Source organism: Nocardia sp. MH4 (assembly GCF_019266065.1).
In the GTDB taxonomy this organism is placed as follows: domain Bacteria; phylum Actinomycetota; class Actinomycetes; order Mycobacteriales; family Mycobacteriaceae; genus Nocardia; species Nocardia canadensis.
Genome location: NZ_LPNR01000025.1, coordinates 1 through 11,926, shown reverse-complemented (window position 1 = coordinate 11,926; position 11,926 = coordinate 1). Strand labels below are relative to the sequence as shown.

At 69.6% G+C, this 11,926-nt stretch carries 11 protein-coding genes and 1 pseudogene; 1 reads left to right on the top strand and 11 read right to left on the bottom strand.

What is annotated here, in order from left to right:
- The 6 genes from ATM97_RS00725 to ATM97_RS00700 form a co-directional block, all read right to left on the bottom strand.
- Positions 1-1,269 (bottom strand): DEAD/DEAH box helicase (locus ATM97_RS00725; protein WP_218715957.1); only part of this gene is annotated, 1,269 nt, incomplete at its 3' end.
- Between the two features lie 254 nt (positions 1,270-1,523).
- The gene (locus ATM97_RS00720) at positions 1,524-2,462 is read right to left on the bottom strand and encodes a M56 family metallopeptidase (RefSeq protein WP_218715956.1); all 939 of its coding nucleotides are present in this window, start codon (positions 2,460-2,462) and stop codon (positions 1,524-1,526) included.
- A 64-nt stretch (positions 2,463-2,526) separates the two neighbouring features.
- Positions 2,527-2,907, bottom strand: coding sequence for a BlaI/MecI/CopY family transcriptional regulator (locus tag ATM97_RS00715; protein ID WP_019047691.1), 381 nt, complete (start codon positions 2,905-2,907; stop codon positions 2,527-2,529).
- Positions 2,908-2,978: 71 nt separating this feature from the next.
- Complete coding sequence (locus tag ATM97_RS00710; protein WP_218715955.1) at positions 2,979-3,803, bottom strand: ABC transporter ATP-binding protein; 825 nt, start codon at positions 3,801-3,803, stop codon at positions 2,979-2,981.
- On the bottom strand, positions 3,800-4,918 hold the full coding sequence (locus ATM97_RS00705; protein WP_218715954.1) for an iron chelate uptake ABC transporter family permease subunit: 1,119 nt from the start codon (positions 4,916-4,918) through the stop codon (positions 3,800-3,802). The genes ATM97_RS00710 and ATM97_RS00705 overlap by 4 nt, the downstream gene beginning before the upstream one ends.
- Complete coding sequence (locus tag ATM97_RS00700; protein ID WP_218715953.1) at positions 4,915-5,961, bottom strand: iron ABC transporter permease; 1,047 nt, start codon at positions 5,959-5,961, stop codon at positions 4,915-4,917. The genes ATM97_RS00705 and ATM97_RS00700 overlap by 4 nt, the downstream gene beginning before the upstream one ends.
- Positions 5,962-6,072: 111 nt before the next feature.
- On the opposite strand from ATM97_RS00700, the gene ATM97_RS00695 reads away from it, so the two are divergent.
- Positions 6,073-6,780: a hypothetical protein gene (locus ATM97_RS00695; protein WP_218715952.1), complete on the top strand. Its 708-nt coding sequence runs from the start codon at positions 6,073-6,075 to the stop codon at positions 6,778-6,780.
- Here ATM97_RS00695 and ATM97_RS00690 read toward each other — a convergent pair.
- From ATM97_RS00690 to ATM97_RS00670, 5 genes and pseudogenes are all read right to left on the bottom strand, one after another.
- Positions 6,777-8,198: a wax ester/triacylglycerol synthase domain-containing protein gene (locus ATM97_RS00690; RefSeq protein WP_218715951.1), complete on the bottom strand. Its 1,422-nt coding sequence runs from the start codon at positions 8,196-8,198 to the stop codon at positions 6,777-6,779. The genes ATM97_RS00695 and ATM97_RS00690 overlap by 4 nt on opposite strands.
- Positions 8,195-9,232, bottom strand: a complete 1,038-nt coding sequence (locus ATM97_RS00685) for an alpha/beta hydrolase family protein (protein ID WP_218715950.1) — start codon at positions 9,230-9,232, stop codon at positions 8,195-8,197. Before ATM97_RS00685 ends, ATM97_RS00690 begins: the two co-directional genes overlap by 4 nt.
- Before the next feature lie 1,485 nt (positions 9,233-10,717).
- Positions 10,718-10,903: a hypothetical protein gene (locus ATM97_RS00680; protein ID WP_218715949.1), complete on the bottom strand. Its 186-nt coding sequence runs from the start codon at positions 10,901-10,903 to the stop codon at positions 10,718-10,720.
- Between the two features lie 213 nt (positions 10,904-11,116).
- The gene (locus ATM97_RS00675) at positions 11,117-11,635 is read right to left on the bottom strand and encodes a pyridoxamine 5'-phosphate oxidase family protein (RefSeq protein WP_218715948.1); all 519 of its coding nucleotides are present in this window, start codon (positions 11,633-11,635) and stop codon (positions 11,117-11,119) included.
- 34 nt (positions 11,636-11,669) lie between these two features.
- Positions 11,670-11,926, bottom strand: a pseudogene (locus ATM97_RS00670) (hypothetical protein); the annotation flags it as partial.

Sequence of the window (11,926 nt, the reverse complement as noted above, 5' to 3'; positions counted from 1 at the left end):
GGAGCGGGGGCGTCGCGTGCGTCCACCGGTCGCCGACCTCGGTGCGGTGGCCTGCGCCGGCGCGGCCGGGGCGGCCAGCGCGATGCCGCTGGGCTTGCGCGCGCCGGTGATCTCCACCAGCTTGCGGTCGCCGGGGCGGACGTCGACGCCGTCGGTCTGCACGCCTGCCTTGCGGGTCATCGCGGCGACGTCCTTGCGCTCCTCGTCGGTGACGAGGGTGACCACGACACCGTCCTCACCGGCGCGCGCGGTGCGCCCGGCGCGGTGCAGGTAGGCCTTGTGCTCGGCGGGCGGGTCGAAGTGCACGACCAGCGAGACGCCGTCGATGTGGATGCCGCGCGCGGCGACATCGGTGGTCACCAGCACCGGCACCGAGCCGTCGGCGAAGGCCGCCAGCGTACGGGTGCGGTTGTTCTGCGCCTTGCCGCCGTGCAGCGAGCCCGCCGCGACACCCGCGCCGCGCAGCTGCTTGGCCAGCCGGTCGGCGCCGTGCTTGGTGCGCACGAACATGATGGTCAAGCCCTCGCGGGCGGCGATCTCGGTGGCGACCGAACGCTTGACGTTCTTGTCGCGTACGTAGAGCAGGTGGTGCGACATGGTGGTCACCGACGCCTCCGGCGGCGCGGTGGAGTGGGTCACCGGCTGGTGCATGTAGCGCTTGACCAGCTTGTCGACGTCACCGTCGAGGGTGGCCGAGAACAGCAGGCGCTGACCGTCTTTCGGCGTGCGGTCGAGCAAGCGGGTCACCTGGGGCAGGAAGCCCATGTCGGCCATGTGGTCGGCCTCGTCGAGCGCGGTGATCATCACGTCGGACAGATCGGCGGCGCGCTGCTTGATCAGGTCGTCGAGCCGTCCGGGGGTGGCGATGAGCAGGTCGACGCCGCGCGCGAGCCGGTCGGCCTGTCGCTTGATCGGCGCACCGCCGACGACGGAGGCCACGCGCAGGCCGAGCGAGAGCGCGGCCTCGTCGAGCGCGCGTTCGATCTGGGTCGCGAGTTCCCGGGTGGGCACCAGGACCAGGCCGCGCGGGCGGCCCGGCTTGGCGGACGCGCCGGTGAGCCGGGTCAGCATCGGCAGGCCGAAGGCGAGGGTCTTGCCCGAGCCGGTCGGGCCGCGGCCGAGCACGTCACGCCCGGCGAGCGCGTCGCCGATGGTGGCGGCCTGGATGGGGAAGGGCTTCTCGATGCCCGCGTTGCGCAGGGTCTGTATCAGTGCGACGGGCAGACCGAGGTCGGCGAAGGAGGCGTCGGGACGCGGAGAGGAAGACAAAATGGCCTTTCGTTGGGCTGCGCATCGCACTGGAAGATGACCGGCGCCGATGACCCGGATACGCCGACGGCGTGCACGGGGTGCGGCCCAGCAGGAAGGACCGATCTCCCAGGATAGGCGGGATCGGCGGCGCGTGGGTAAACACGCTGGTCAGGCGAGTGTTTGTAGCGATGATTGTGTGGGGTGGCGCGGCGGCGGCGCGACGCGTCGATCGGGTCGTCGCCAGGACGGACACGCGGCGGCGAATAGCCAGGTCAGCCCCGGAACAGGCGGTTGAGCTCCTGTAGCCACGGCACCGCGACCGCCAGGGTCGGCACGACCAGGATGGCCGCCGAACCGAGGTAGGCGACGGTGGCGACTCTCACGTCGCCGGTGCGGCCGGCGAGCCGCTGGATGCGGATCAGCGTGCTCGGTCCGCCCGCGGCGAGCGCGCCCTGCGGTGCGGTCGACTTCGCGCAGGCGACCAGCGCGCGGGCCAGCGGCTTGGGGCCGGTCACCTTGACGGCGGAGTCGTCGGCGAGCAGTTCGATCAGCAGTTTCACCGAGCCGAGCGCGGCCTTGCTGCGGACCACCCGGGGGAATGCCTCGTGCACGGCGGTGAACGCCTCGAGCACGAGGTCGTGACGGGCCCGCAGATGGGAGCGCTCGTGGCTGACGATCGCGGTGACCTCGGCATCGTCGAGGCTGGTCAGCGTGCCTTCGCTGAGCACCACCCGCTGCCGCAGCCCGGGCAGGCAGTAAGCGATGGGTTCGGTCGCGGCGAGCACGCGGATATCGGCGGCGCGGCGGACCGGCCCGCTCTGATCCAGCAGATCGACCAGCATGCGATGCCGGGACCTGCGGCGACGGGTGTGCACGCCGACGCGCACGATGGAGAAGATGAGCCGGGCGCCGATCATCAGGGTCAGCGCGAAGACCAGCACGTAGATCGTCCACAGCGGCAGACCGAGCGCGTCGATCTCCTGGGTGGGGGAGGTGGTCGGCCTACCGTCGGGGCCGGGGACGAGCAGCAGGCTGGCGATGGCCAGCCCGGAGCCGAAGGCGCTGAGCACGGCGGCCAGCGCGATGGCCTGCCACAACACCAGGGCCGCGCGCGGGGACCGATGCACCCAGGTCGCGCGGCTGAGCAGCGCTGGTACCGGCCCTGCGAGAAGCAAGGCGAGACCGGCGAAGACTGCCGCGGTTGCGTTCATCGACTCTGCTCACTGCGTTGTGGGACCAGGGGCGCTCACGTCGTTGTGAGAGCCGCCAGGGAGTCTAGCTGCTCTTCTCGTCGGATTCGAGCTTGGCGAGTGCCTCCCGGAGGGCATCGGCCTCGTCCTTGCCCACCTGTTCCACGAAGTGCACCAGTGCCGCGGCACGGCTGCCCGCCGCGTCGGCCTGCTGCAATGCGTCGACCATCAGGCTCGCGACGAGTTCGTCGCGGCTGTGTACCGGTGCGTATCGGTGGGCACGATCATCGCGACGCTGCACCACCAAATCCTTCTTCGCCAGCCGCTGCAGCACGGTCATCACTGTCGTGTACGCGAGCTCGCGCCGTGCGGCCAGTGCTTCGTGGACCTGCCGCACCGTCTGCGGTTCGTCGGCCGACCACAACTGGTCCATGACCGCTTTTTCGAGTTCGCCGAGTCCTGCCATCCCACAATTTTACGGACTCAACGACAAAGATGCGTACTACAGATTGTCGTAACGGGGGGTTTGCTGGTGTGTCATTCGTCATACCCGTCCGCGCCGCGCACGTGCCGGGTGCCGATCGGGACGATCATCGGCCGCCCCGAGACCGGATCGGTGAGCACGGTCGCGTCGAGTCCGAACACCTCGGCCAGCAGCTCGGCGGTGACGATGTCGGCGGGCTTTCCCCGCGCCACGATGCGCCCGGCCGACATCACCACGAGCTCGTCGCTGTAGCGGATGGCGAGGTTGAGATCGTGCAGCACCATCACCACGGTGCGCCCGAACTCGGCGTGCAGCCGGTCGACGAGGTCGAGCACCTCGAGCGAGTGCGCGAGGTCGAGGTAGGTGGTCGGCTCGTCGAGCAGCAGGATGTCGGTGCCCTGGGCCAGGGCCATCGAGATCCAGGCGCGCTGGCGCTGGCCGCCGGAGAGCTCGTCGAGGGTGCGCTCGGCGAGGTCGGCGATGCCGGTCTGGGCCAGCGCGGCGGCGACCTCGGTCTCGTCGTCGGCCGACCACTGCCGCAGCCAGGACTGGTGCGGGTGCCTGCCACGGGCGACCAGATCCGCGACCGTGAGTCCCTCCGGGGCCACCGGGGTCTGCGGCAGCATGCCGATCACCCGGGCGACGTCCTTGGTCTTCATCGACGAGATGGCCTTGCCGTCGAGCACCACCTGTCCCTCGCGCGGGCGCAGCAGCCTGCCCAGCGACTTGAGCAGCGTCGACTTGCCGCAGCCGTTGGGGCCGATGACGGTGGTGACCACGCCGGGGGCGATGTCGAGGCTGAGCTCGTCGACGATCACCCGCTCGCCGTAGCCGAGGGAGACGCTGTCGGCGGCGAGGCGATGGGCGGGGCTGGTCATGAGAGCGTGGCCTTCCGATTCATGCGGACGAGCAGGTAGAGCAGGAACGGCCCGCCGAGCGCGGCGGTCACGATGCCGACGGGCAGCTCGACGGGAAGCAGTGTGCGCGAGATGATATCGGCCGCCGCGACCAGCCCGGCGCCGGTCAGCGCGGAGGCCAGCAGTGGTTCTCCCGGCGTGCGCAGCGCCATCCTGGCGATCTGCGGCGCCGCGAGCGCCACGAAACCGACCGGCCCGACGGCCGCCGTGGCCACCGACGCCGCCACCACCGCGGCGCCGATGAGCAGCGCCTGCTGGGCCTGGATGCGCACGCCGAGCACCCGGGTCGACTCCTCGCCGAGGCGCAGCGCGGCCAGCGTGCGCGCCGAGACCAGCGCGACGACGGTCACCAGCGCCAACGCGACCACGGCGGGCGCGACCCTGGCCATGTCCGCGGCGTTGAGCGACCCGGTGAGCCAGAGCTGGGCCCTGGCGGCATCGGTGAGGCTGGCCCGGGTGAGCAGCCAGCTGATCACCGACAGGAGTACCGCGTTGACGCCGATGCCGATGAGGACCAGGCGGAATCCCGTGACCCCGCGTTCCCCGGCCCGGCCGCGGCCCCAGGCGAGCAGATAGATCACGACCGCCGTCAGCAGCCCGCCGGTGAGCGCGGCCAGCGGCGCGCCGAGGGCGGCGATCAGCCCCGTGGTCGCGCCGCCGCTGCCGACCAGCACCGCGACGGCGCCGACACTGGCGCCGGTGGTGATCCCGAGGACATCGGGTCCGGCCAGGGGGTTGTGCAGGATCGACTGCATCAGCGCGCCGGACAGGCCGAGCGCCGCGCCGACCACCACGGCCGTCAGCGCCCGCGGCAGCCGCGACTCGATGATGATGAACCGCTGCGACCGGGTGCCACCGCCGCCGAGCACATCGAAGACCCGGCGCAGGGGGATGTGGGTCTCGCCGACGGCGATGTCCAGGCAGAACAGCGCGAAGACCAGCGCCGCGAGCGCCAGCACGGCCCCGAACAGCACCGGTCGCCACACCAGCGACACCGGCCCGATCCGCAGCGCGGGGCGCACCTTGCGCAGGGCGGCGCCCGCGTCGGTGGGCTTGTCCGTCTCGAGTGTGCTCACAGCGTCACCAACTTCTTGCGGCGCACCAGCGCGATGAAGAACGGCGCGCCGATCGCCGCCAGCATCACGCCGACCTGGAGTTCGCCCGGCCGGGCGACCACCCGGCCCGCGATGTCGGCGACCAGCAGCAACAGTCCACCGATGAGTCCCGAGTAGGGGATCAGCCAGCGATTGTCGGGGCCGGTGATCGTGCGCGCGATATGCGGCACCACCAGGCCGAGGAAGGCGATCGGCCCGATGGCCGCGGTGGCCGCGCCGCTGAGCAGCACCACCGCGAACAGCCCGAACGCGCGCGCCCGGCCGACATCGACGCCGAGCCCGCGGGCGACGTCGTCGCCGAGGCTGAGCAGGTTCAGGCTGGGCGCCGCGGCGACCGCCATCGCCATGCCGACCACGAGGAACGGCAGCACCTGCCAGAACACCCCGCCCTCGCGTCCGTTCACCGTGCCGACGACCCAGAACCGGTAGGTGTCGAGCGCGGCGTTGTCGAGCACGACCACGGCGTTGGTCATCGCCTGGAGGAACGCGGTGACCGCCGCGCCGGCGAGCACCAGGCTCAGCGGACTCGCCTTGCCGCCGCCGATCGAGGACACCCCGAACACGACCACCCCCGCGATCGCCGACCCGGCGAAGGCGAACCAGATGTACTGGCTCGGCGCGGTGAAGCCGAACAGGTAGATGCTGAGCGCGGCCAGGAAGCCCGCGCCCGCATTCAGTCCCAACAAACCGGCATCAGCGAGCGGATTGCGGGTATACCCCTGGATGAGCGCGCCCGCGATGCCCAGTGCCATCCCGGCGACCAGGGCCAACGCGGTGCGCGGCAGACGCAGCTCACGCACGATTTCCTCGGCGGTGGAGCGGGCCGGGCATCGGAACGGGCCGCCGTCGCAGCCGAGAGCGTGTGTGACGGCGTCGAACACCGTGGCCGGTGCGAGCGAGCGGGTACCGATGGCGATGCTCGCCACCACCGCGACGGTGAGCAGGACAACGAGCAGAAGAAGGCCGGTCAGACGACGACGTCTGACGGTGCCAGGGTGGATCACGGCGACGTACTTCTCCTGACTCGAATCCGGACACGACTTGTGAAGTCTGGTAAGCCTAACCTATGTTCCGAGACATCATCGTCACGGGAACCCATTGTTCGAGGAGGTTCGATGCCCGAGCCCGTCACCACCGTCACGTCCCGCAGCACCGCCGCGTTCGATCGCGCGTGCGCCCGGTTGCAATCGCTGCAACCCGAACATCCGCGGGTCTATGCCGTGGCGGCGATGGCCGGTCAGGGTAAACGCCGCTGGTGGCACGTGCCGAACGGCCTGTCCGAGGGCCGCGTCGAACTCATGTACCGCAGGCACGCCGCCGAGATGATCAACGACGACATCGCCGCCGAGGTGGTGGCGACCGCCCTCATCCACGCCGTCGCGGGCCGGGTGACGGCCCTGTTCGTGATGGCCGGCCGCGCCTGGGACCCCGGCCGCGACAACCTCTGGATCCACCACGACAACGACGGCGGCATCGACTGGGCGGGTTTGTCCGACACCACGATTCGCGTCGTCGACGGTGACCCCGAGGTCGACGAGCGCGACACCGTCGCCCTGCCCTGCGAGGCGGCGATGGCGGTCTGGCTGGCCCAGCGGTGCGCGTCCTCGCTGATCCCGCTGCAATCGGTGCTCACCCGCTGCTCGGGCCTGCCCGCGCGCCGGTTCTGGTCGCTGGTCGGCGAATCCGTCATCGGCGCGGCGACCTACGTGCCCGACCTGGCTCGCACCGACGCCACCGCGGGTGCCCGGCGCGGCCAGCTGCTGCTCGGCGCGCTCGAGGATCGGGGCCTGCCGGTGCGCCGGACCAGCTGCCTGCAACGCTAGGGATCGGTCGACGCGCGCAGCGCGGCGGCGAGTTCTCGGAAGGACCGCAGCAGCAGCTCGCCGTAGTGCTCCGGGTCCGGCATCATCGCGGGATTCGTGGTCACCGCGATGACGATCTCGTCACCCTGCGAGGTGATCAGGTGCCGCAGGCCGTCACCGTCGAGGATCGGCAGCGAGCCGACGACCCGGCGGATCGGGCGGTCGCAGAAGACCAGGGTGTCGGTCACCGGCGGCACGTTGCTGATGGTGGTGTTGCACAGTGGTACCGTCGCCGCGTCGTCGAAACGTCTTTGCGCCCTGGCCCATCCGGCGGCGCGCAGCAGCAGGGCGGGCGCGGTCTCCACCCGGCGGTCCCCACGCCGCACCACCGGATCGGCGGTGCGCTGTTTGGCCAGGTCCGCCGATCGCTTGAGCGCGGTCAGCCGGGCGAGGGGGTCGGTGCGGTCGGTGTGCAGGTCGACGATCATCTGACAGAGCTGATTCGCCGAATCCCAGTCGGCGACACCGCGCATCGACATCGGCACCATCGCGGCGAGCGAGCCCTCGGGCGTCTCGTCGTGCTCGGCCAGATAGGCGGCCAGCGCGCCGGCGATCGTCGTCAGCATCAGGTCGTTGATCGTCACCCGCTGCGGCGCGGCGGTCTTCGCGGCAAGCACCTCCGGCAGCGGAATCGGGAACAGGTGAAAGGTGAGCTCCGCGTGGATGTCCCGGTTGAACCGGGTCGCCGGACGCTCGGCCACCGGCTCGTGCACGGCGCCCGCCTCGACCAGCGCGCGCAGTTCGTCCCGCGCCGCGCGGGCCCGCCGCAGTCCGCCGACGAACTGCGCGGGCCGCAGCGGGAGTGCGGCGGTCGTCCGGAGCGCCCGCACCAGCGGACGCGGTTCGTCGAGCCGGATCGCGGGCGCCGGGGCGGTACCGAACAGCCGCTGCTCGAGCGCGCGGGTGGCGACGCCGTCGCCGACGCTGTGATGGAACGCGAGCACCACGATCGTGGTCGGGCCCGGCATCGCCGGGACACCCTCGATGCGATCGAGCACGTGAATCTGCCAGGGCGGCCGCGTCAAATCCATTCTCGTGGCGGTGATCTCGGCGATCCGGGCGCGCGCGTCGTCCCAGGTTCCGGCCCCCGGCCGCGTCAGGGTGACGTGCTCGCGCACCGACAGGGACGGATCGGGCACCCAGTACGGCAGATCCAGATCCATCGGCACGCGCTGGAGCCGTCGGTGGAACAGCGCCGCGTGCCCGATACCCGCCCGCGCCCAGTCCAGCACCTCGCCGAGGGTCAACGGTTCCCGGTCCGACGCGTCGGCGAAGTACACCCCGACGACGTTGGACAGGTGGCGGTCGGTCTCGTCGTAGACGAACACCGCGTCGCGCGGGCGCAGTTGCTCGGTGCCTACGCGCAGTTCGGCGCTCACAGGCCGAGTGCCGTCGCCATCATCGGCCACGACTCGTGCAGATCGTCTTCCCAATAGCCCCACGAATGGGTGCCGGTCGGCCGGAGGTTGTAGGTGATATTCGTGCGGCCGAGTTCGCGGGTGCGCTGAGCCAGATTGGCCGTGCAATACATCGTCGCCGCCTCGATACCGCCACCGACGATCATCTGATTCGTCAGAATGGAGGTCGGGTTCTTTCCATTGATATGAACGCGCGGATTGTCGAGAGTGTCGTGAATTCCGGGCAAACCCGTGCCCGCGGAAATATACATCGGGATATTCGGCAAGCGGTGGGCCTGGACGAAGGGGTCGTGTTCGCGCCAGGCGGCGTCGGTGAGCGGACCCCACATGTTCTCGACGTCGCCGCCGCCCATCCGGACCACCGTCGAGACGAAGGCCCGCCCGATCGGGTCGCTGGTCATCGCGCAGCCGCTGTAGGCCGACACGCTGCGGTACAGGTCGGGGGCCTGGATGGCGAGGTCGAGGACCGAGGTGCCCGCCATCGAGATGCCCGCCAGCGAGTTGACGCCGTTCGTCCCGAAGGCCGCGTCGACAACGGGCGGCAGCTCCTGGGTCAGGAAGGTCGTCCACATGTTCCGGCCGTTGTTCTCGAGGTTCTTGCCGAGCTTCTCGTCGGGGCGCAGCCAGTCGGTGTAGTAGCTGAACGCGCCCTCCATCGGAATGACGACGTTGACGTGCTTGTCGGCGAAGAACCCGCCCGCGTCGGTCTGCCCCGGCCAGTTGGCCGAATCCTCGCCGCCGCCCGCGCCGTTGAGCAGGTACAACGTCGGCGCCGGGGTCGAGGCATCGACCGGTCGCAGGACTCGCACCGCGATCGTGCGATCCATGGCGGGGGAGTAGACGCTGATGTCGGCGACCTGGCCGGATTCGGTCCGGCTGACCAGCCGGGCGCCGGCGGTGGCTGCGGCGTGCGCGGGGTCGACGAACACGGGCGTCGCGGCGACCGCCACGACGCAGGCGGCCGCGACGAGCGCGCGGAGGATGTCGATCTTCATGGTGATGCGAGCCTGCTGACTTCTCGGGCGGGTGCGGGGGCGGGCCGCTGGCCGGCCTGCCCCCGCACCGCGCTGAAACTACGTGCGCTGGTGATTATTTACCCGGGGTGGGCGTGCCACCGCTCACGGTGATCAGCGCCTGGATGAAGGGCAGCGCGGCGTCGCTGAGGCTGCCGGCGCCGGTCTCCAGCAGTTCGTAGAGGGAACCCATGTCGTACTCCTGACGGTCGGGGGTGAGCAGTTACGGGAAGAAGGCTTCTACCGAGCCCAGGAAGACGGCGAGCAGGCCGTCGCCTTCGGCCGCGGAACCCAAGCCCGCGATCGCCGCCATCATCAGCTCTGTCAACGAACCCATGGTCGAACTCCTTGCTTGATTGTCGAGAAACCTGAGGTCGGCGGGTGGATCAGCCGCCGATGGGCGTGCCACCGCTCAGGGAGATCAGCGCCTGGACGAGGGGCAGGGTGGTGTCGCCGAGACTGGCCATGCCGGTCGCGAACATTTCGTAGAGGGAACCCATGTATTACTCCTGCGGGTGTTTTCGGATTACGGGAAGAACGCTTCGACGGAGCCCAGGAAGGTCTCGAGCAGGAGGTCGCCCTGATTTGCGGAAGCCATTCCTCCCAGTACGCCGAGTAGCAGCTCATCGAACGAGCCCATGCAGTATCTCCTTGCGCTGTTGTCATGCCCCCGGAAATAGGGTGGTCCCTCTTCCTGGGGTGGTCATCACGTCGGTACTCGATGTGATGCCGGTAACGTAGCGCCGCTGCCACAGTGTGGCAACCCACTGTTTCACTCATGGTGATTCGTTCATTGTTTTCTTTCCTTCTGGAAGCTGCTCGGCGATTGCCGCCCGACGCGGAGACGCTACGTGTGACCTGTGGTTACGGCGACTGTCTGGTACGGCGACGGGGCTTGGGCGTGGTGAACGGAGCTGTTCGCGACGAGTGTGTCAAGTGGGGTGGATATCGCGATGTGGTCGGTCTGATCTGCGATGAGCCGCCGTCGTGAGGGGAGGGGGAGGGGGTTCTGCCGGTGGTGCCGCAGTGTGAGTGATGCGCTGCGGTGGTGTGCGTGAAGTGAGCTGCTGCGTGGTCCCTGTTGCGTGCCGATTCGTTCGCCGGCCCCCACTTTTCGGGGGTGCGAGCAGGCGACGGCGCCTTCTTGCTTTTCGCTGCACCCCCTCGATGAGTCATTCGGTTTGGCTATCAATTATTCGTTGCCGTGGCGCAGTGGGCTACCGGAGACGGAGCGGGGGCGGACCGTGGCCGGCCCGCCCCCGCGCTGTTCCGTCGGGTGCTATTTACCCGGCGTCGGCGTGCCACCGCTGACGGTGATCAGTGCCTGGATGAAAGGCAGCACGGCGTCGCTCAAACTGCCTGCGCCGGTCTGCATCAATTCGTAGAGAGATCCCATGGTTATCGTCCTTGCGTAGGGGGGCCGGACCCGTCGGCGAGTTCGGCAAGGGTGGTGTATCCGGTGGTGTTCTACGGGAAGAATGCCTCGACGGAGCCGAGGAAGACCGCCAGAAGCCCATCACCCTCGACCATCGACCCCAATCCCGCAATGGCGGCCATCATTATCTCGGTCAGCGAACCCATGGTGAATCTCCTTGCATGATCGGTGAACATCCCGCCGGAAATGGAGTTCCCGTCGGCCGGGATGGGGATCACAATCAGATCTCCTCTGCTGTGATGTGGGTAACGTAGCCCCGCTCATTTCCCTCGGCAAGGAAATCGTCCGATCGCGAAATTCGATCCCACATACTTCCTGGTGGAACTACTGACGGGTATTGATGTCCCGTCACAACCGATCGCGGCGTGACCTGTACGAACGTCCAGTCCCGTCAGATCGACGGCGAACGTCCACGTTCGCCGTCGACGCCGTCAATCCCCCTGGCGTGGACTGCGCCAGAGACGTGCCGGAATCCCGCTGACCAGATCGCGCCCGCGCAGCACCTGAATCCGCCACGGCGCCAGGCGAAGTACCTGGAACGCCGGGTCGTCGGGCCCCTGCCAGAACTGGCCGGGGTCGTAGCCCGCACCGGGCGGGCTCCCGTGCCGGTACAGATCCCACACGTGCGCGCGCTCGTCCGGATCGTCGGTCCATTCGGCCACGGTGTCCACCGCGACGGTGTTCTGCGCCGGACTCCAATACGAGAACGTGACATGCGGATTTCCCGAGATATGCGCGGCTTTCACCGGCGTGCGATACGTCCCGAGCCACCCGACGGGCACCGGGCCGTCGGTCTCCCACACCGGGATCAGCACCCGCGATCGGGGCCGCCCGGCAGCATCGACGGTGGTCATGGTGGCGTAGTTGATCGAGCCGACGATGGCGTCGAAATCGGCCTTGATATCGGCGAAGGTCTGGACGGTGGCCCTGGTGCGACTGGTGGTACTCATGGGTTCACCGTGACCGGGCGGACTTCGGACGGACTCAGGACCGGCTCGAGGTCGCCACGGCGACAAGGGTGGCGGGGTCGGCGTTGCGGCCCCGCGCGAACGCCGCCGCGAGGCCGTCGACGCCCAGATCGGCGCGAAGGCGCGCTTCGACCCGGTCGACGTCGCCGCGTTCGGCGTCGGGCAGCGGTGCTCCGGTGGCTCGGCGCAGAGTGTCGGCGGCGCCGAGCAACCGGGCGGCCTGCTCCGCGTGGCCCGCCAGCGAGCGCGCACCGGCCAGACCCTCGAGGGCGA

Coding starts and splice junctions, on each gene's coding strand:
- ATM97_RS00720 (WP_218715956.1), bottom strand. CDS start 2,462: ATGAACGCAACCGCGGCAGTCTTCGCCGGTCTCGCCTTGCTTCTCGCA.
- ATM97_RS00715 (WP_019047691.1), bottom strand. CDS start 2,907: ATGGCAGGACTCGGCGAACTCGAAAAAGCGGTCATGGACCAGTTGTGG.
- ATM97_RS00710 (WP_218715955.1), bottom strand. CDS start 3,803: ATGACCAGCCCCGCCCATCGCCTCGCCGCCGACAGCGTCTCCCTCGGC.
- ATM97_RS00695 (WP_218715952.1), top strand. CDS start 6,073: ATGCCCGAGCCCGTCACCACCGTCACGTCCCGCAGCACCGCCGCGTTC.
- ATM97_RS00685 (WP_218715950.1), bottom strand. CDS start 9,232: ATGAAGATCGACATCCTCCGCGCGCTCGTCGCGGCCGCCTGCGTCGTG.
- ATM97_RS00675 (WP_218715948.1), bottom strand. CDS start 11,635: ATGAGTACCACCAGTCGCACCAGGGCCACCGTCCAGACCTTCGCCGAT.